This window comes from Acinetobacter nematophilus (genome assembly GCF_026344175.1).
Taxonomy (GTDB): Bacteria; Pseudomonadota; Gammaproteobacteria; order Pseudomonadales; family Moraxellaceae; genus Acinetobacter; species Acinetobacter nematophilus.
In genome coordinates, this window is record NZ_JAPKMY010000007.1 from 136,535 (window position 1) to 157,400 (window position 20,866).

17 protein-coding genes and 1 riboswitch are annotated in these 20,866 nt (G+C 41.2%); of the genes, 15 read left to right on the forward strand and 2 right to left on the reverse strand.

Features of this window, described 5'->3' with window-relative positions; all coding sequences use genetic code 11:
* Position 1 precedes the first annotated feature (1 nt).
* From OSH00_RS13795 to lpxC, 4 genes are all read left to right on the forward strand, one after another.
* Positions 2-856, forward strand: coding sequence for a cell division protein FtsQ/DivIB (locus OSH00_RS13795; protein WP_266130894.1), 855 nt, complete (start codon positions 2-4; stop codon positions 854-856).
* Between the two features lie 63 nt (positions 857-919).
* On the forward strand, positions 920-2,182 hold the full coding sequence (ftsA, locus tag OSH00_RS13800) for a cell division protein FtsA (protein WP_196076172.1): 1,263 nt from the start codon (positions 920-922) through the stop codon (positions 2,180-2,182).
* Positions 2,183-2,345: 163 nt separating this feature from the next.
* Complete coding sequence (gene ftsZ / locus OSH00_RS13805) at positions 2,346-3,539, forward strand: cell division protein FtsZ (RefSeq protein ID WP_266130895.1); 1,194 nt, start codon at positions 2,346-2,348, stop codon at positions 3,537-3,539.
* Between the two features lie 125 nt (positions 3,540-3,664).
* A complete protein-coding gene (gene lpxC / locus OSH00_RS13810) occupies positions 3,665-4,567 on the forward strand; it encodes a UDP-3-O-acyl-N-acetylglucosamine deacetylase (protein WP_196076174.1) in 903 nt (300 codons plus the stop codon).
* A gap of 98 nt (positions 4,568-4,665) precedes the next feature.
* Here the strand turns inward: lpxC and OSH00_RS13815 are convergent, their stop codons facing one another.
* The gene (locus tag OSH00_RS13815; protein WP_266130896.1) at positions 4,666-5,115 is read right to left on the reverse strand and encodes a DUF721 domain-containing protein; all 450 of its coding nucleotides are present in this window, start codon (positions 5,113-5,115) and stop codon (positions 4,666-4,668) included.
* Between the two features lie 105 nt (positions 5,116-5,220).
* Here OSH00_RS13815 and OSH00_RS13820 point away from each other — a divergent pair, with 105 nt between their 5' ends.
* The 11 genes from OSH00_RS13820 (at position 5,221) to OSH00_RS13870 (ending at position 19,697) form a co-directional block, all read left to right on the forward strand.
* The gene (locus OSH00_RS13820; RefSeq protein ID WP_266130897.1) at positions 5,221-5,898 is read left to right on the forward strand and encodes a M23 family metallopeptidase; all 678 of its coding nucleotides are present in this window, start codon (positions 5,221-5,223) and stop codon (positions 5,896-5,898) included.
* A 282-nt stretch (positions 5,899-6,180) separates the two neighbouring features.
* Positions 6,181-8,889, forward strand: coding sequence for a pyruvate dehydrogenase (acetyl-transferring), homodimeric type (gene aceE / locus OSH00_RS13825; RefSeq protein WP_266130898.1), 2,709 nt, complete (start codon positions 6,181-6,183; stop codon positions 8,887-8,889).
* Positions 8,890-8,891: 2 nt separating this feature from the next.
* The gene (locus tag OSH00_RS13830; RefSeq protein WP_266130968.1) at positions 8,892-10,853 is read left to right on the forward strand and encodes a 2-oxo acid dehydrogenase subunit E2; all 1,962 of its coding nucleotides are present in this window, start codon (positions 8,892-8,894) and stop codon (positions 10,851-10,853) included.
* Between the two features lie 136 nt (positions 10,854-10,989).
* Positions 10,990-11,147, forward strand: a riboswitch (yybP-ykoY riboswitch).
* A gap of 88 nt (positions 11,148-11,235) precedes the next feature.
* Positions 11,236-11,814 carry a TMEM165/GDT1 family protein gene (locus tag OSH00_RS13835; protein ID WP_196076178.1) on the forward strand — a complete coding sequence of 193 codons (579 nt, stop codon included), beginning with the start codon at positions 11,236-11,238 and terminating at the stop codon, positions 11,812-11,814.
* 215 nt (positions 11,815-12,029) lie between these two features.
* Positions 12,030-12,827 (forward strand): oxygen-binding di-iron domain-containing protein, encoded by a 798-nt coding sequence (locus OSH00_RS13840; RefSeq protein ID WP_266130899.1) that lies wholly within the window; start codon positions 12,030-12,032, stop codon positions 12,825-12,827.
* 91 nt (positions 12,828-12,918) lie between these two features.
* Positions 12,919-13,284, forward strand: coding sequence for a YkgJ family cysteine cluster protein (locus OSH00_RS13845; RefSeq protein WP_266130900.1), 366 nt, complete (start codon positions 12,919-12,921; stop codon positions 13,282-13,284).
* Between the two features lie 360 nt (positions 13,285-13,644).
* Complete coding sequence (guaB, locus tag OSH00_RS13850) at positions 13,645-15,111, forward strand: IMP dehydrogenase (RefSeq protein ID WP_004826103.1); 1,467 nt, start codon at positions 13,645-13,647, stop codon at positions 15,109-15,111.
* Between the two features lie 117 nt (positions 15,112-15,228).
* On the forward strand, positions 15,229-16,560 hold the full coding sequence (gene glmM, locus OSH00_RS13855) for a phosphoglucosamine mutase (protein WP_266130901.1): 1,332 nt from the start codon (positions 15,229-15,231) through the stop codon (positions 16,558-16,560).
* 33 nt (positions 16,561-16,593) lie between these two features.
* Entirely contained in the window at positions 16,594-17,250 is a 657-nt protein-coding gene (gene pdxH / locus OSH00_RS13860; protein ID WP_266130902.1) for a pyridoxamine 5'-phosphate oxidase, read from the forward strand.
* Positions 17,251-18,954, forward strand: coding sequence for a single-stranded-DNA-specific exonuclease RecJ (gene recJ / locus OSH00_RS13865; RefSeq protein ID WP_266130903.1), 1,704 nt, complete (start codon positions 17,251-17,253; stop codon positions 18,952-18,954). It abuts the gene before it with no gap.
* 260 nt (positions 18,955-19,214) lie between these two features.
* Positions 19,215-19,697 carry a thioredoxin family protein gene (locus tag OSH00_RS13870; protein ID WP_266130904.1) on the forward strand — a complete coding sequence of 161 codons (483 nt, stop codon included), beginning with the start codon at positions 19,215-19,217 and terminating at the stop codon, positions 19,695-19,697.
* 159 nt (positions 19,698-19,856) lie between these two features.
* Here OSH00_RS13870 and OSH00_RS13875 read toward each other — a convergent pair whose 3' ends face one another.
* Positions 19,857-20,618: a putative porin gene (locus OSH00_RS13875; RefSeq protein ID WP_266130905.1), complete on the reverse strand. Its 762-nt coding sequence runs from the start codon at positions 20,616-20,618 to the stop codon at positions 19,857-19,859.
* Between the last annotated feature and the right edge of the window lie 248 nt (positions 20,619-20,866).

The window sequence follows — 20,866 nt, forward strand, 5'->3', positions numbered from 1 at the left end:
TATGGCTCAACTTCCTGCTTCGATGCGTCGCAAACGAGCGGCGATTACATCAATACACGATAAGCCACCAACACGTCAGGATAAACTGCTGAACTTGGGTAGCTGGTTGCTTATGGTTGTTGCTATAGCTGTATTATTTGCAGGAATCTATGGTCTCTATAAAGTGATTACCGATGCGCGAGTTGCAACACTTGAAGTGCTAGGAACTGGCTCTTCGATTGAATCGCAAGCGATTACACAGCACTTGAAACCTGTTGTGAAAGATAATTATTTTACCTCGGATTTGGAGCAAATTCGAGATAAAGCACTGGAAGTATCGTGGGTAGACCGTGTAGTGGTTTCACGTGCATGGCCAAATGGTATTCGAGTGCGCGTTATGCCGCGTCATGCAATCGCACGTTGGGGAACAGGGCGATTACTCAGTGATGCTGGAGATGTCTACAGTGAAGCAGTGGTGACCAATCATTCCAATTTGCCATTACTTCATGGACCACTCAGCCAATCCAAAGTCATGATGCGCCGCTATAATGAAATTAACCAATTATTTCACCCAGTCAATTTACGTTTAAAAGAGCTTTATCTCACTGAACGTATGACTTGGTTTATGCAGTTTGATTCAGGTCTACGCGTGATTGTTGATCAGGATCAAACCATGAGTAAGCTACAACGTCTTAGTCACTTGGCACAAACAGATTTAAAACCCGTATGGTCGAATATTTCTGCAATTGATCTGCGTTACCGAAATGGTTTGGCAATTCAGTGGAAAAATTCAGTTCCACCTAAAATTACCAACGGTCAGTTTGTTGTAACCAGTAATGACATAGGCGTTGCAGGTGGGATCGTTGCACAGCCATAATATGTGGCTTGAAAAAGAGGCGTAGAGCCAAACATAAACAATGAAGATAATGGTAGCAAAGTGATGAATGAAGCTGTTCCCTCAGTTGTTGCAATTGACATTGGGACACATAAAGTTTCAGTACTGATTGGTAAAGTACATGCCCCTGATAATATTCAGGTTATTGGCATGGCAAGCGCACGTAATAAAGGAATGAATAAAGGCAAAATTGTGAGCCTTGATAAAGTCACAAATGCAATTAAACAGGCCGTTCAAGAAGCTGAAGATATGGCTGAATGTCGTATACATTCAGCATGGGTGTCGATTCCAAGTACTGAATTACAAAGTCATTATGCAATTGGACGTACCCCGATTTCAAATGCCGAACGCACCATCACTACAACTGAAGTGGTACGTGCCCTAGAGTTGGCAAAAGCCAGTCATATGGCAGCCGATCATTATTTGGCGAGTGCTGTACCTTTAGGGTTTGAGTTGGATGACTCCAGTGAATGGGTGCAGAATCCGATTAACTTATCTGCCAATAGTATGACTGCGCATTATCAATTAATGATGATGCCGATCAGTACGATGCAGAACTTGGATCGCGCCATGAAAGGCGCCAATATTTCTGTTGAGAAAATGGTGGTTTCATGTTTGGCAACTGCTGAGGGCAGTTTGCTGAAAGATGAAAAAGAATATGGTGTTTGTCTACTCGATATTGGCGCAGGTACCACCAATATCGCTGTTTATATAGAAGGCCATTTGGCTTTAGCCAGCACCATTCAATGTGGTGGCGAAAATGTAACACGTGATATTGCGACAGTGTTGCAAACCACAACTGAAGAAGCTGAACGGATCAAGTTGCTTCATGGTTGTGTCGATATCCATCAAGTCAAACCTGATCATATGATTCAGTTTGAGGCAATCGATGGTCCGCAAACCATCAGTCGCATAGAACTTGCTGAAATCATTATTGCACGTTATGAAGATATTTTAACCAAAGTGCGCTACGAATTGGAACAGCGAGGCGCCCTGCAAAGCCTGTATCATGGTGTTGTACTGACAGGTGATGTTTGTCAAATTGAAGGCATGGTGACTTTGGCGCGTCGTATGTTGGGCGTTTCTGCACATCTAGGCAATCCACCTTTACAAGTGGTCACCGACGATCAGAACTTACCTTCACTACGTCGTTCAATGTATGCTACAGCGGCAGGTTTACTTTTATTTAGTCAAAGTGACATGCAAGAGGCAATTGAGGAGCCTGAAGTTCAAGGGGGAAGACCATTCTTTGACCGAATTGTGAATGGTTGGAATGCCTTGAATAACAAATTAAAAGGTATTTTTTAGGTGTATTTTTTTTGGGAATATTGTTAGGAAGTTGTAAGTGTTCTAGCCAATACTTGACAAGCTCTGTAATGAACAGCATCCTAAAAACAATTTTTATTATTGAAGATCAAGGCAGTATACGGGCTTAAGTGACTGCCACATTATATTAGGAAATCTAAAGGTCATGGCCTCATTTGAATTTTTAGACGATGGACAAACCGATAACAACGGTCAAGCCCGTTTTACTGTGTTTGGTGTTGGTGGCGGCGGTGGTAATGCTGTACAACACATGGTGCAATCTGACATTAAGGGCGTGAAATTTGTCTGTGCAAATACAGATAAACAAGCTCTGGATCGTATGAATGCGCCTTTTAAAATGCAACTTGGTGAGCAAAGTACACGTGGTTTAGGTGCAGGAGCGAACCCAGATGTAGGTCAAATTGCTGCTGAAGAAAGCCGTGAGCAAATTCGTCAGCATCTTGAAGGTGCGGATATGGTGTTTGTCACTGCCGGTATGGGTGGGGGGACAGGGACAGGTGCTGCACCCGTTGTTGCTGAAATTGCTCAGGAAATGGGAATTTTAACTGTAGGTGTTGTGACTACGCCATTCAATTTTGAAGGTCGTCGCCGTCAGCGTTCAGCTGAAAAAGGGATTGAGGCATTAGAACAACATGTTGATTCTTTAATTATTATTCCAAATCAACGCCTTCTCAGCGTTTATGGTGACATCTCTATGCAGGATGCTTACCGTAAAGCCGATGACGTTTTGTTGAATGCTGTTCGTAGTATTTTTGATTTAGTGGTGCGACCGGGTCATATTAACCTTGACTTTGCTGACTTAAAAACTGCAATGAGTACCCGTGGTTATGCCATGATGGGTGAAGGTAAAAGTAGTGGTCCAGATCGTGCTGAAGAAGCTGCGCGTTTGGCGATTCGTAGTCCGTTACTGGATAATGTAAATATCATGAATGCTAAAGGTGTGTTGATAAACATCACTGGCGGTGCGGATGTGACTTTACGTGAAACAGAAGTAATCACAGATGTAGTTAACCAAATTGTTGACCTTGAAGAAGGTGAAGTGTTCTTTGGTACCGTATTTGATCCAGATGCACGTGATGAAATCCGTGTGACTGTGATAGCAACTGGCCTGACTCGTAACGCAAGTGACGCGACTGAAGCGAGACGTAGAACACATGTAAATAGTGCAGCACAGACACATTTACAACAAGCACATCCTCATGCTGTGGATGAAGATGATATTCCGGCGATCAATAAACAGCGTCAGGAAGAAGGTGTACCTGTGACGGCACCAAGTTCAAGCGGTCGTTCTACGCCAATGAGCATTCAAGATTATTTGAAAAATCAACAGCGTAAATGATTGATAAATATTAAAAATATTTAATATTGTCGAAAAAGGTAGTGAGATTCATTACCTTTTTTGTTTTTTATCAATGGCTAAATGTGCTAACGTATAGCGGATTTGAGAACGAAGACCGAATTAGCATGTTGAAACAACGTACCCTGAAGCGAGTCGTTAAAGCGAGTGGCATCGGACTACATAGTGGACAAAAAGTCATGATTAACTTTTTGCCTCATGTGGCGGACGGGGGTATTGTATTTCGACGCATCGATTTAAATCCGCCTGTTGATATCCCGGCTGATGCCCAGCTGATCCAAGAAGCATTTATGTGTTCAAACTTGGTCAGTAAAGAAACCAAAATCGGCACGATTGAACATGTCACCAGTGCGATTGCAGGTTTAGGGATAGATAACCTGATTATCGAAGTCTCGGCGTCTGAGATTCCGATTATGGATGGAAGTGCGGGTCCATTTATTTACTTACTCATGCAAGGTGAGTTGGTTGAACAAGATGCACCGAAGAAATTCATTCGTATTCTCAAACCTGTTGAAGCATTGATTGATGATAAGCGTGCAATTTTTTCTCCCCATGATGGCTTCCAAATTAACTTTACCATCGACTTTGATCATCCAGCCTTTGCTAAAGAATATCAATCAGCAACCATTGATTTTTCAACTGAAACATTTGTATATGAGGTCAGTGGAGCTCGTACCTTTGGCTTTATGAAGGATTTAGATTATTTAAAAGCCAATAATCTAGCATTGGGTGCAAGTTTGGATAACGCTGTGGGGTTGGATGATACTGGCGTCGTTAATGAGGAAGGATTGCGTTTTGCTGACGAGTTTGTGCGTCATAAAATTCTAGATGCTGTTGGCGATTTATATTTGCTTGGACACCAAATTATTGCCAAATTTGATGGTTATAAATCTGGTCACGCCCTGAATAATCAACTTTTACGCAATGTGAAAAGTGATCCAAGCAGCTATGAAATTGTAACATTTGATGACGAGAAATTGTGTCCAATTCATTTCGTCAATGTGACATAAGTCATTGTGTTCTCTAGATTGTGTTATAGTATAACATTAATAAGTGTGAATTAAGTCATATTTTAAACAGTTTCAAATCTTAATTTTATCTATTCTGTTTACTTTTTATTGCTTGCCAAACGTAGTAGAGCTTGGCTAAGCTTAGGGTCGTTCACGAAACTCGCGGCATTTTGTAACATTTCGGATGTTGCAGGTTGCATTGAGCTTGCCGTTTTATGGGGTTGTAAGGACGTTTCAGTATTGTTATTTTCAATATGTAATCGGACTTGTAGTTTTTGTAAATCACGTAGTTCATTGATTTGTGATAATTGAGAAATATACTGCTTTTGAAGGTAACCGAGTTGACTAATCATGGCTTGATTTTCACCGGTAATCGTCAAAATACCGTATTGATAACAGACAACTCGCCAATTCTCAGGTTGAGGAAGTAGCGGTTGAATTAATTTAGTAAGTTTTTGCCATTCAGCAACTTGCTTTGTAAGAAACGATAAGTTTCCTGTTTTTAAGTGTTGTCTTGTTGGTTGGAAGACGTTTTTGGGTTCAGACATACATAGTTCCTACATATTTATGTCCTATCTTAAGCGCTCGTTTCAACAGATATCAAGGATGAGATCACACAAGAAACTTGACTAAGAACAGTTAAAGAGGTTTTTATGCACACGCGACGTATTTTATTAGCTTTTACTCTAGCTGCTTCAGCTGCTACTGCGACATTTGCAGACTTGATTCAAACTCCAGATCGTTTAGAAAAATTATCCAAGACACTTTCTCAAGGTTCTTACAATCCAGATGATTTAGACCTTCCTGCTTCGGCAAAAATGAATGTCACGCTACGCAGTTCAGATGCTCCAATTGAGTTAAACAACGCAAGTATTGCTAAAAAATACGGTTCTAGTTCAAATTCCACTTCTCGTTATTCAGCAGGTTCTCCATATTCATGGTTAGTGACTCATCCACTTCCAGACATGAAGCGCGTGAGTTCTGACTTTGGTGGTCGTACCATGGGCGGTCGTGCTGAACATCATTCAGGTTTAGACCTTTCTGCACCAAGTGGTACACCAATCTATGCCACAGGTCCCGGTATTGTAACCAAATCAGGTTGGGGGACAGGTTATGGTCAATATGTTGAAATCAATCACGGTAATGGTTACATCACGCGTTATGCACATGCTTCTCGTCTGATTGCTCGTGTAGGCGATCAAGTCAAAGCAGGCGAGCATATTGCAAATGTAGGCTGTACAGGTCGTTGTACAGGTCCTCATTTACATTATGAAGTTGTAAAAGATGGTCAACGCAAGAATCCTTCTTCTTACCTAGCAATGTTGCCATAAAACAATTACACAATTCATTGAGTGGCTATGTTGTATATCGAGGATGATATTCAGTGTCGCGTTGAATTGAATCCTGTATTCAGACTAGCATTAAATTGAATTTATATTGTATAAAAAACCGCCATTATTGGCGGTTTTTTGTTATTTTAAGTGTCATTTAGTCAATAACTATTTAGTTCCTAAATAATACCTACAATCTGCATTCGTCTGTAACGATAACTTAACAGGCCTAAAACATGATACATATAATATATAGAAAACTATTCAAGGAGTAAGTGGAAAATGGCGTATTACGGTGATAGCGACGCTCAGGAAACACAAGAATGGCAAGATGCCTTTGATTCAGTGCTCCAGCATATGGGGACTGAACGTGCTGCGTTTTTATTAGAAAAATTATATCAGCAAGCCATTTCAAAGCATGTTCCCATTCAGCGTCTAAATACTCCTTATTTAAATACCATTCCTGTAGAAGAATCTCCAGCAATGCCGGGCGACCAAGATATGGAACGCCGCATTCGTGCATTGATTCGTTGGAATGCCTTGGCAATGGTATTGCGTGCCAATAAAACAGGTGATGACTTAGGTGGTCACTTGGCAAGTTTCGCTTCATCTGCAACATTATATGATGTTGGTTTTAACCATTTCTTCCGTGCCAATAGTGATAGCTTTGGCGGCGATATGATTTATTACCAAGGACACTGTGCGCCTGGGATTTATGCGCGCTCATTCTTGGAAGGTCGTTTAACTGAAGATCAATTGAGTAACTTCCGTCGTGAAGTGGGCGGTCAGGGGCTTTCAAGCTATCCACATCCTTACTTGATGCCTGATTATTGGCAATTCCCAACAGTTTCGATGGGCCTTGGTCCGATCATGTCCATTTATCAAGCACACATTCAAAAATATTTAATGAATCGTGGTTTGATCAAAGAGGAAAACCGTAAGGTTTGGGCTTATCTTGGCGATGGTGAGATGGATGAGCCAGAAAGTTTGGGTGCGATCTCGCTTGCAGGTCGTGAAAAGCTCGATAACCTAATCTGGGTGGTCAACTGTAACTTACAGCGTTTGGATGGTCCTGTTCGTGGTAATGGTAAAATTATCCAAGAGCTTGAGTCATTATTCCGTGGCGCCGGTTGGCGTGTGATTAAAGTGGTTTGGGGACGCCATTGGGACCCACTGCTTGATAAGGATACTTCTGGTGCTTTGAAAGCACTGATGGATGAAACTCTGGATGGCGAATATCAACGCTACCAAGTCAAAGGCGGTGCGTATACTCGCGAAAAATTCTTTGGCAGATATCCAGAAGCGGCGGAATTGGTGAAAGGTTTGAGCGATGAGGATATTGATAATCTAAATCGTGGTGGCCATGACCCCTATAAAGTTTATGCAGCTTATGCGGCAGCCATGACCAGCAATGGTCAACCTACAGTAATCTTGGCGAAAACTGTGAAAGGTTACGGTTTGTCTGATGAAATCGAAGCAGTCAACAAAACGCATCAAATCAAGAAAATGCAGCTTGATTCATTAAAATATGTGCGTGATCGCTTCAATTTGCCATTCAATGATGAGCAGCTTGAAGAATTGCCATTCTATCGTCCTGGTGAAAACTCGCCTGAATTGAAATATATGAAAGCACGCCGTGAAGCTTTAGGTGGTTATCTACCAGCGCGTCGTAAAGAAAGTGAAGCTTTGGCGATTCCTGAACTTTCAGTATTTGATGGCGTGTTAAAAGGCAGTGGCGGTAAAGAACAGTCTACAACGATGGTAATGGTGCGTTTGATTGCAGCATTGTTAAAAGAAAAAGCGATCAAAGACCGTGTCGTTCCAATTGTACCTGATGAAGCTCGTACTTTCGGTTTAGAAGGAATGTTCCGTCAGTTGGGTATCTATGCTGCACATGGACAAAACTATACGCCTGAAGACCAAGAACAGCTCATGAACTATCGTGAAGCCAAAGATGGTCACATGTTACAAGAAGGGATCAATGAAGCAGGTGCGATGAGTGCTTGGTCAGCATTGGGTACCAGTTATTCAACCAATAACTTGCCAATGATTCCAATGTATATGTACTACTCTATGTTTGGTTTCCAACGTATTGGTGATATCGCATGGGCTGCAGGTGACTCTCAAGCTCAAGGTTTCTTGTGTGGTGCAACAGCAGGTCGTACGACATTGAACGGTGAAGGCTTACAGCACCAAGATGGTCATTCACATATCTTGGCGGCAACCATTCCAAACTGTGTGGCTTATGATCCTTGCTTTGGTTATGAGTTGGCTGTGATTGTGCATGATGGTTTACAACGTATGTATGTCAATCAAGAACGTGTGTTCTATTACTTGACGCTCATGAATGAAAATTACGACCAACCTGCATTGCCTGAAGGTGCTGAAGAAGGCATCAAACGTGGTATGTATTTATTCAATCAAGATGAAAAAGCTACAGTTCAGTTGTTGGGTTCAGGTGTAATTTTACGTGAAGTCATTAAAGCGGCACAGATTTTACGTGATGAATACCAAATTCATTCCAATATATGGAGTGTAACAAGCTTCAATGAGCTAGCACGTGATGGTATGGCTGTTGAAGAATACAATCGCTTACACCCACTTGAAGATGGTAAAGAGTCTTGGGTATCTCAACAGTTGCGCGATACCGATGGTATCGTGGTTTCAGCAACAGATCATATGCGTGCATATAGTGAACAGATCCGTGCTTACCTCCCGGATAGCCGTCCATATGTGACTTTAGGTACAGATGGTTATGGTCGTTCGGATACGCGTGGCAACTTGCGTAGCTATTTCGGTGTAGATGCGGCTCACATTGTGGTGGCAACATTGAAAAAACTGGCTGATGAAGGTGAAGTGGACGCACGTTTAGTGAAAGATGCAATTTCTTCATTCGAACTTGATGTTGACCGTCCAGTTGCATGGTTACCTCAGGCACATCCATTTGTGCAAGAAGTTGCAGCTTATACTGAATCTACTGAGGAGAAATAATGATGCAAATTACAACTCCTGATATTGGTGTAGATAAGGCAACCGTTGCCGAAATACTCGTCAAGGTCGGCGATACCATTGCCGTGGATGACAGTATTGTTTTGTTGGAATCCGATAAAGCCTCTGTTGAAGTGCCGAGCACTTCAGCAGGTGTGGTGAAGCGTATTGCGGTTGCTGAAGGTGATGAAGTTTCAGAAGGTGCAGTATTGATTGAAGTTGAATCTGCTGATGCAACTGCGACAGAAGCAGCTGTAGCACCTGCTCAAGAGCCAGCAAAAGCCCAAGCTGCTGCAGAAGTTAAAACTGAGTCTGCGGCGCCTGCGGCATCTACAAATACGGCATCACAAACAGTTGAAGTGAAAGTTCCAGATATTGGTGTGGAAAAAGCTTTGGTTGGCGAAGTGCTGGTAAAAGCAGGCGATGAAATTGCTGTGGATGACAGCATCGTTGTTGTCGAGTCAGATAAAGCAACAGTCGAAGTTCCGAGTACAGTTGCAGGTACAGTTGAAAGTGTTGTCGTGAAAGAAGGTGACAGTGTTAAAGAGGGTGTGGTGTTGATCACAGTGAAAACTGTAGGTGGTTCAGCATCTTCAACAGCACCGTCCGTTGAAGCAACACCACAGCAAACAGCACCTGTAAAAGCGCAGGAGCAAGAACAGCCTGTAGCGACTCAATCTGGCAAGGTTGAGGTCACTGTGCCAGATTTGGGCGTAGACAAAGCCACTATTTCTGAAATCTTGGTCAATGTGGGTGACCGTGTTGAAAAAGACCAGAGTCTGTGTGTTGCAGAATCTGATAAAGCATCTGTAGAAGTTCCAAGTACAGTTGCAGGTGTGGTCAGCGCCATTCATGTGGAGCTGAATCAGTCTGTGACTCAGGGTACGGCATTGGTGACGATTGAAGCGGAAGGTCAAGCGACTCCAGCACCTCAGGCGAAACCGGCATCCGAGCCGGCGCCAGTCGCAGCTCAAGCGCCAGTTACTGCATCTGCAAAAGAAGCAACGGTTGCTGTAGACTCAGGTGAGAAATTATCAAAAGCACAGCAAGCTGAAAATGCTAAAGTCTATGCAGGTCCAGCAGTACGTAAACTTGCGCGTGAACTGGGTGTTGTACTTTCTCAAGTTCAAGCTTCAGGTCCACATGCCCGTGTGATGAAGGACGATGTTTTTGCTTTTGTTAAAGCAAAACTGACTGCACCACAGGCAGCACCGCAAGCTGCAGTTGCCCAGGTTGCTTCAGGCTTGCCTGCGTTACCGGACTTTAGTGCCTTTGGTGGCAGTGAAATCGCCCCAATGACACGTTTACAGCAAGTGTCTGTACCACAGTTGTCATTGAACAATTTTATTCCACAAGTGACACAGTTTGATTTGGCGGATATCACTGAGCTGGAAGCTTGGCGTGGTGAGCTCAAAGGTAAATTTAAGCAAGACGGTATTAGCTTAACGATTCTTGCCTTTATTGCAAAAGCCGTGGCGTTCTTGTTGAAAGAGGAACCTTATTTTGCAGGTCATCTTGCTGACGATCAAAAGTCAGTGGTATTGCGTAAAGAAATTCATATGGGAATCGCAGTAGCAACACCAGATGGTTTAACGGTTCCTGTGTTACGTAATCCTGACCAAAAATCAATTAAGCAAATTGCGATTGAATTGGGTGAACTCAGTAAAAAAGCACGGGATAAGAAACTCTCTCCAAAAGACTTACAGGGTGCGAACTTTACCATTACCAGCTTAGGCTCAATTGGTGGTACGGCATTTACACCATTGGTGAATTGGCCACAGGTTGCAATTTTGGGTATTTCACCTGCAACCATGCAACCCGTTTGGAATGGTTCAGGCTTTGATCCAAAATTGATGTTGCCACTGTCATTGTCTTATGATCACCGTGTGATTAACGGTGCGGATGCAGCTCGATTTACCAATAAATTGACCAAGCTGTTGTCTGACATTCGTAATATCCTGCTTTAAGTTTTTAAATCGTGGAAAACCTCGCTTTATGCGAGGTTTTTTATCCCTAAATCTGTAATTTTTTTAATATTTGTCTGTCGCTTAAAATATTTAATTTTTAAAAATTGAAATGCATCTACAAAGCATTGTAGAATAGTTGTACTTCATTGGGGAGTAGCCGCTGTTTTTTATCCAAAAGATAATAAACGGGTGATGATCAACATAATTACTCAACAGAGTATGGTCATCATAGCAAAGAACCAATTTAGCTGAAGGCGTGTACTCAGCTATCTTTTGTTGGCAAGACCTTTGATTTATCACTCCGCGTTGGATAGGCGACTATTCATATTGGCTAGCAGGAGGGGTAAGTCATCGGTAAATATTGCTAGCCAGAGACTTTGACATGTTAAATGCCTTCCTCATCTCTTTGGTGGTTGTTGCTTTATCCGAAATGGGCGATAAAACACAACTACTCGCATTACTTCTTGCTGCACGTTTCCGTAAACCTATTCCGATTTTATTCGCGATTCTGCTTGCGACATTGGTCAATCATGGTGTTTCAGCTGTGCTTGGACAATGGATTACCACGGTACTCAGCCCAACTGTTCTGTTATGGATTGTTTCACTCGGCTTTATTGCCATGGCAGGCTGGATGTTGATTCCTGATGAACTGGATGATGAGTCTGAAAGCATCAATAAATGGCAAAAATATGGGGTCTTTGGTGCAACATTTGTGCTGTTTTTCCTTGCTGAAATCGGTGACAAGACTCAGATTGCGACCGTGGCACTTGCTGCGCGTTTTGACAGTATAGGATGGGTTACTCTAGGAACCACACTGGGCATTATGTTGGTCAATGCACCTGCTGTATTTATTGGCAATAAGTTGGCGGATAGATTACCAATTTCTTTAATCCATAAAATTGGTGCAGCGATATTCTTTATTATTGGTGTTGCGGCATTGGTTCAACATTACTTTTTTTAAGGCGATTTTTTCAATGCAGTTTTAAGCTGTGAGTGAATAAGTGCTTTTTCAAGATAAAAACTCAACCCAGTGTTGGGTTTTTTATTATTTTGAGAATAATCACACAAATAATCATAAAACTTAGGTTGTATATTTATTGTAACTTTGAAGAAAACCTTATATGTTGTATGGGATAAATAAAGATTTATTTTAAAAAAGGTTTTGGGGTTCTGGGTATGGCTTTAGATCGCACCACATCGCAAGTTTTGTTTGATAATGGCACACATAAATGTATCAGTTTTACCAGTTTGGTAAAAGGTGAGGGTGTACAAGCCAATCAATTTTTGATTCTCAACAATGAACGTGCTGCAGTTTTGGATCCAGGTGGTGATTTAACCTATGTGCCTTTAACCATGGAGTTAAATAAGTATACACGCCTGCAAAACCTAGACTATGTGATGGCATCTCATCAAGACCCTGACATTATCACCTCGATGCCACGTTGGTTGGTATATACCGATGCCAAAGTGGTGGCCTCTAAATTGTGGGCACGCTTTTTACCCCACTTAAATTCCGCTTTTATGAGTGATCGTATGAAAGGGGGGTGGTTAGAACGTTTGATTGAGCTCCCTGACCAAGGTGGGTCAATTCCTTTAGGCGAAACTCGAATTATTGTAGTCCCTGCGCATTTCTTGCATTCAGTAGGGAATTTCCAGTTTTACGATCCCATCTCTAAAATTTTATTCTCGGGAGATATGGGTGCATCTATCGTTGATGATGCTTCTACACCGATTGATGATTTTAATAGCCATATTCCAAGTATGCGGGGTTTCCATCAACGTTACATGTGTACCAATCGGGTCATTCGTTTATGGGTGAAAATGGTCCGTCAAATGGATATTGAAATGATTGTCCCTCAGCATGGCAAGCCTTTTATCGGAAAAGAAATGATCAATCAGTTTTTAGACTGGATTGAGAATTTACAGTGTGGCGTTGATTTGATGGATGAAACCGTGTTTACCTGTCCTCAATAAAAAAAACTCAAAAAATCTGTTGTGTTTGGATACGACTTTTTTTAGGATTTTCTGGCCAAAATCTTAAACTGATAACGAGAATCTTAAAAAAATGTTGTCACAAATCTCAGCACAGGATGCGTGCTTAAGCTGTGGGGCGTGTTGCGCCTTTTTCCGAGTCTCATTTTATTGGGCAGAGGGAGAAGCAATGCCTCCTGATTATGTAGAACCGTTAACTGCAGTATATTCCTGTATGCAAGGGACCAATCAAAAACAACCCCGCTGTATTGCATTGGATGGAGTGGTTGGGCAGCAGGTCAGTTGTACCATGTATGAACAACGCAGTTCATCTTGCAAAGAAGTGCAGGCTGGAGACGCACAATGTGCCAAAGCAAGGCAGGCGCATAATTTAATTCCCTTGATTGATATTAATGTCATGACACCAAGTAATGATGAAGATTTTGATCAGGTGTGTTAAAAAGCATTTATTTTAATTGCGCATGAAATGAAATTGAGAATGTTTCATGTTCCTTTATGATTCAGCTTAAAGTATCGAATATACATCAAAATGATCAAGAGCATGGTTTCTTAACTGTTATGCTCAAGTGAGCGAACACTGATTGCAGATGGTTTTTCAAAGATGGCTCTGTATTGGCGTTCAACCTGCGAAAGTTGGATTGAATACAAGGAAATATAAAGGCTTAATACTGCTTGAAACCCAAAATATTATAAAGCCTCAGGCATTGAGCATGAATTATCTTTATTCTTCACAATAAAAAATGAAAATTGAACGGAAATTTGTATATAATAGCTCACGGAAATTACCAGCGAGACTGTTATGTTGACCATCGTTCAAGAAGCGTTAACCTTCGATGATGTCTTATTACTCCCTGCCTATTCTACTATTCTCCCAAAAGATGTCTCTCTAAAGACACGCCTCACACGCGGCATTCAACTGAATATACCTATGGTTTCAGCAGCAATGGATACAGTGACTGAGTCACGTATGGCGATTGCAATGGCGCAAAATGGTGGTATCGGTATTTTACATAAAAACATGGATATTTCTGCACAAGCTGCGGAAGTTCGCCGTGTGAAAAAATTTGAAGCAGGCATGGTGAAAGATCCTATCACCGTAACTCCTGAAACAACGATTCGTGACTTGATTGCGATTACTCAAGCCAACAATATCAGTGGTGTGCCTGTTGTTAAAGACGGCAAGGTGGTTGGCATTGTGACAGGGCGAGATACTCGTTTTGTGACCAATTTAGAGCAACCTGTAAGTAACATCATGACAGGACAAGATCGTCTTGTGACGGTTCGTGAAAATGAATCTAAAGAAAATATCCAAGCATTATTACAACAGCACCGTATTGAAAAAGTGTTGGTGGTAGATGATAACCATGCCTTGAAAGGTTTGATTACTGTCACTGATTTCCGCAAAGCAGAATCTTATCCAAACAGCTGTAAAGATGAATTAGGCCGTTTACGTGTCGGTGCTGCTGTTGGTACGGGTGCCGAAACGCCAAGCCGTGTTGAAGCGTTGGTCGAAGCAGGTGTCGATGCGATTGTGGTCGATACTGCACATGGTCATTCCGCAGGTGTGATTGAACGGGTACGTTGGGTAAAAGCAAACTTTCCACAGGTTCAAGTCATTGGTGGCAATATTGCAACAGGTGATGCAGCATTGGCATTGCTTGATGCTGGTGCAGATGCTGTAAAAGTCGGGATCGGTCCTGGTTCAATCTGCACAACACGTATTGTCGCAGGTATTGGTATGCCGCAAATTTCAGCGATTGATAGTGTTGCAAATGCACTAAAAGATCAAATTCCTTTAATTGCTGATGGTGGGATTCGCTTCTCTGGTGATATGGCGAAAGCGATCGGTGCAGGTGCAAGTACCATTATGGTGGGGTCACTCATGGCAGGTACTGAAGAAGCACCTGGTGAGGTAGAATTCTTCCAAGGTCGTTACTATAAAGCTTACCGTGGTATGGGCTCTTTGGGGGCAATGGCAGGTGCAACAGGTTCTGCTGACCGTTATTTCCAAGACTCTAAAGCAGGTGCTGAAAAGTTGGTTCCTGAAGGTATTGAAGGTCGTGTACCTTATAAAGGACCAATGGGCAATATTGTACACCAAATGATGGGTGGTTTACGTTCGTCAATGGGCTATACGGGTTCAGCAACCATCGAAGATCTTCGTCAAAATGCAAAATTCGTGAAAATTACTGCGGCAGGTATGCAAGAGTCGCATGTACATGATGTGACGATTACTAAAGAAGCACCAAACTATCGAGTGGGTTAATCTTTTGTAATATTTTGATTGAAAAAAGCCGTCAGTTTATGACGGCTTTTTTATTTTGGTGTAAAGTATAAACGTGAAAAATTGATGGTTATACAACGCATAATAAGTGGGTAAAAAATGAGTTATTTCGGTACTGACGGGATTCGTGGAAAATTTGGTGAACTCCCAATTACCCCTGAATTTGCACTTAAACTGGGGTTTGCCGCGGGCAAAGTATTAAAGCAAATTAGCCCAAAAACAAAACCTATTGTGGTTTTAGGTAAAGATACACGTTTATCTGGTTATATTCTTGAAGCAGCATTACAGGCAGGATTAAATGCAGCAGGTGTGTATGTACACTTGCTTGGACCATTGCCTACCCCAGCGATTGCGCATCTAACCCGTGCTTTGCATGCCAACTTAGGTATCGTGATTTCGGCGTCGCACAATCCTTATTTTGATAATGGCATTAAGTTTTTCTCTGATGAAGGTAAGAAATTACCGGATACCATTCAGGAAGCGATTAATCGTGAATTGGAGAATGATATTGTCATTGAGGATACTGCGAATTTGGGTAAAAGTGTGCGGGTCAAAGATGCCAATGGACGTTATATCGAATTTTGTAAATCGACGTTTCCTTATCATTTTAATTTACGCCATTTAAAAATTGTTGTTGACTGTGCCAATGGCGCAGCTTACAGCGTGGGTCCTGCGGTATTCCGTGAGTTGGGTGCCAAAGTCATCGCACTCTACAATGATCCTGATGGTTTAAATATCAATAAAGATTGTGGATCAACACATCCTGAAAACTTACAAAAAGCCGTTGTTGAACATCAAGCGGATTTAGGAATTGCTTTTGATGGCGATGCTGACCGTGTTGTATTGGTTGATCGTCATGGAAAGCTAGTCGACGGCGACCATATTCTTTATATCTTGGCCACACAGTCCTCACAGAAGCCAGCAGGTGTTGTGGGTACAGTGATGAGCAACATGGCTTTAGAGCTGGCATTGGAAAAGGCAAAAGTTCCTTTTGTACGTGCAAAAGTGGGTGACCGCTATGTTTTACAAAATCTGGAAGAAAACAACTGGGTCATCGGTGGTGAGCCATCAGGTCATATTTTGACTTTAGACAAAAGTACCACAGGGGATGCCATCATCGCTGCATTGCAAGTATTGACGGTGTTGGTTGAGCAAAATAAAGCTTTAGATGAGCTGGTTGCCGACTTTAAAGCGTTGCCCAATGTGTTGGTGAATGTTCGTCTTGAGCAAATGTTTGACCCATTTGCAGTACCCGCGTTGGTCGCAGAATTTGATAAAGCAGAAACATTACTCAAAGGGCGTGGTCGAATTTTAATTCGTAAATCTGGGACTGAACCGATTATCCGTGTTATGGTAGAAGGTGATGATTTGCAAGAAGTAACTGATTTAGCAAATCATTTGGCAGATGCTGTACGTAAGAATGCTGCCTAAAAATAGTCTCTAATCTGTAGAAGGTTTGGGTTCATGAGTGATGTGATTAAAGATTTAAGCGAGCTTCGTTTAACCTATCAAAAAGGTGAACTACATGAGGAGCAGGTGGATGCTCATCCACATGAACAGTTTCTCAATTGGTTTAATTTGGCTTTAGAAGCCAAACTTCATGAACCTTATGCAATGTCCTTAGCGACTGCAAATGCACAAGGTCGTCCGCATGTGAGAACAGTGTTATTGCGTGGTGCAACAGAAGCTGGTTATGACTTTTATACCAACTATGACAGTCAAAAAGGTTTGGATTTAGCTGAAAATCCTTATGCAGAACTTCTCTTCTACTGGCCTGAGCTGGAGCGTCAAGTCCGTGTCAGTGGTCAAGTCGAGAAAATATCTGAGCAAGAATCTACCGATTATTATCATAAGCGCCCCCGTGATAGCCAAATAGCTGCACATATCAGTACACCCCAAAGTGGTGTCATTGAGAACCGTGAACAGCTCCAACAACGCTTTCAAGCACTGTATGATCAGGTCGCGGAAAAAGACCAACTGACAAAACCAGAGTTTTGGGGGGGCTATCGTCTGCAACCCGACTATTATGAGTTTTGGCAGGGTCGTCCAAACCGTTTACACGATCGTTTAACTTATGAAAAAGCTGATGGATTTTGGAAATTACAACGTTTGATGCCTTAAATGCAAAAAATACAGATTAAACAACGACCCCTTCTGACACGCCCTGATCATTTTCAGGGCGTATCCCCGTTTATTGCTGAACTTTTGGCAAGACGTGGAGTGCAATCTGAACAGGAACTTGATTTAAAGCTGAAATATTTACTTGCACCCAAAATGAAAGGTTTGGAGCAGGCGATTCAGATCATTGACCAAGCCATAGATGAATACAAGAAAATCGTCATTGTGGGGGATTATGATGCCGATGGTGCGACCAGTACCGCACTCATGATATTGGCATTAAATGAAATGGGGGCAAATGTTCAATATCTAGTCCCTGATCGGTTTAAGTATGGTTATGGTTTAACGCCTAAAATTGCCGATTTAGCTTTTGAAAAATTTCAACCTGATTTATTGATCACTGTAGATAATGGTATTTCCAGTCATGCAGGGGTTGATCAAGCGCATTTATTGGGTATGCAGGTCATCATTACCGACCACCATTTGACCACAAAGGAAACACCGCAAGCTGAAGCTGTTGTGAATCCGAATCAGTTGGGATGTGAATTTCCAAGCAAGGCATTGGCGGGTGTGGGTGTTGCATTCTATCTGTTGGCGAATTTAAGCAGTCATCGTGCCAAACTCGCCAAATCCACCGCGAAAATGCAGCAGTATCTGGATTTGGTTGCTCTGGGTACTTATGCTGATGTGGCGAGTCTGGACTATAACAACCGTATTTTGGTGGATGCTGGTGTGAAGCGAATCCAGCAAAACCAATGTCGTGCCGGAATCAGTGCATTATTGGATATCGCAGGGCGTGATCCTGCCGAGTTAAAAGCGTCGGATTTAGGTTTTGTGTTGGGGCCACGAATTAATGCTGCTGGACGTATGGAAACCATGGATATCGGCATTGAATGTCTATTGGCGGCTGACATGCAAACGGCTTATGCTTTAGCACGCCAATTGAATGATTTAAATTTAGAACGCCGTCAAGTTGAGTCTGAGATAAAACAGGAAGCTTTGGCAGAGCTGGAAAATTTACAACTTGATCAAGATCACTTACCAGCGGCACTTGTCATGTTTGAAGAACATTGGCATCAAGGCGTGATTGGTATTGTTGCAGGCCGTTTAAAAGAACAGTTTCATCGTCCGAGTATTGTCTTTGCTGCGGATAAAGATGGCATTCATATCAAAGGGTCTGCTCGCTCGATTGAAGGCATCCATATTCGAGATGTGATTGAAAAAGTGGCAGAACAGCATCCTGATTTAATTAGCCATTTTGGTGGTCATGCAGCCGCGGCAGGTTTAACCATTCAAAAGCAGCATTTTGACGCATTTAAACAGCGTTTTACTGAGCTGGTTGCTCAATCGGATGAATCTCTGTTTCAAGCAGTGCTATGGACAGATGGCGAATTACCTGCTCAAGCCTTTCAACTGCAAACAGTTGATACCCTCGAACAATTAGGACCTTGGGGGCAAAAGTTTCCTGCCCCTGTGTTCGAAGGGCAGTTTAAGGTGATTGATTACCGCTGGCTGAAAGATGCTCACTTAAAATTACGTTTGGCTTTGGCCGATGGGCAAGCTGTAGATGCTATCGGATTTAATGTCCGTGATAAATTTAATTTTGATCCCATGCAGGATCGCGTTCGTATTGTCTATGAGCTGGATAAAAATCAATTCAATGGCAACATAAGTTTGCAATTGAGAATGTTGCACTTGGAGCAATAAAGAAAAGCACTGATCTTAGTTTTGTTCTTTTTCTAAATAGATCTAATCGTTAATTTATTTGATTTTAGCGGTTTTACAGCCCTATCTTAAATTCAAAATTTGAAATCATTTGTTTAGATGAGGCTTTCTTTGTACCTTAACAAACAGTGCTTTTTTACTAGATTTTCGGTTTAAGCATTGAAGAAATGTATTCCCCTTGTTTAAGGCTTAGATTAATATTGATTTAACGTTTATTTATTTTTTTAAAAGAAATTATAAAAATGAAAATATGGATTGCTACAGTTTTTATTCTGCTTTCAAATACGACCTTTGCGAATGTAATAAAATGGAATGAAGACAAAATCAATTGGTGGTCTTATGAAAAAGGGCTGCAAATTGCTGAACAAGAAAAGAAACCCATTTTATTGGTGTTTTATGCAAACTGGTGTGGTGCATCTAAGCGTTATGGAAAAGTTTTTTATGATCAGGAAGTTGTAGATCTTTCGAAAAAATTCATTATGATTAAGGTCAATGTGAATGAAGAGGAGGAGTTAAGTTTAGAATATGGTGTACGCTATATTCCGATGACATTATTTTTAGATAGTCAATCCAATATTCAAACTGATATGCGTAGTAGTTCTTCAGAGCACCCATTCAATTTAAATGAAGAAAATCCTAAGGAATTACTTAGGTTGATGAAAAAAGTACAATACAAATTAAATGAGATTCCGTCTAAACCCAAGGTGATTTTAATGAATGATTGATTCCTGATTTATTTCATTATATGGCTTCTAGGCCTTTGACGTACTACTTAAACAGAAACTGTCCAGTATCCAAGTTGTTGAAAAAACTGTATCTAAAGCAATAAATTTAGAATTTAAAAAACCGCTCATTGGAGAACGGTTTTCATATTTTACAAATAATTAGAAACGATATGCAGCGCGAAGACCATAAGTATTATAGTCATCAGCAAAATCAATAGCGCCCTCTAAACTCACTTGTTGTGTAAAGAATTTTTTCGCACGAATTGTAAAGATATCTTCATCATTTCCATCTACACGGCTACCTGAATAAGCTACCCCCACGCTGAGAGTTTTATCTAGATATAAATCGGTAGCGAGGTTATAGACATCTGTATCACCAAAACTTGCACCACCTTCGAAGTTCATGTCATAACGACCCACTTGGGTTACATATTTAGCACGAATAGTTGGATCTACATCATCATCAACATCATTGTTATAGCCTGTTAAACCAACAGCGACTAAAAGACCTGGAATTGGTAGATAACCTAATTCTGCTGTATACGTTGTATTGTCGAAATCTTCGAAGCCATCTTCTTTGTCAGTTGAACGGGCAATCGTTGCACTCGCATAGAAGTCAGTATTTGGAACAAAGTATTCAATACCTACACCATAGCTTGTAATATCACCAAACTCATAATCGATATAGCTAATCTCAGCATTGACGTTACTTGCACGGTCTAAAAACGCGGCTTCGTTTAATGGATTATTTTTGACTTGAACAGGCTTGAAATAATATTTTCCATCAATTGCAAAAGCAGTGGCTGTATCCCCTTCATCTGGATCAACAATACCCAATGCTCCACCTATTTCAGCTTGATATGCATGAGCAGACCCAAAAGAAGTTGCCAGTAATGCAGCAAATAAAGTTTTTTTAAACATCATGTGACCCTTTTGTTATAAAAGTATTAATTTTTTGTTACAAGGCGAATTGTATTTAATTTAGCCTATATGTCAATATTTAAATATCTGAAAATAAAAAAGTTTAATTATTTTAATTGAAATATTAACGATAAATTCAAGAAAAATTATATTTAAGTCATTTATGTTCATACTTTTTTTATATTCTTATTCTCGTTAAATAAAATCAAATTAACTCTTTATTTTATAGGGATATTTAAATTTAAAAT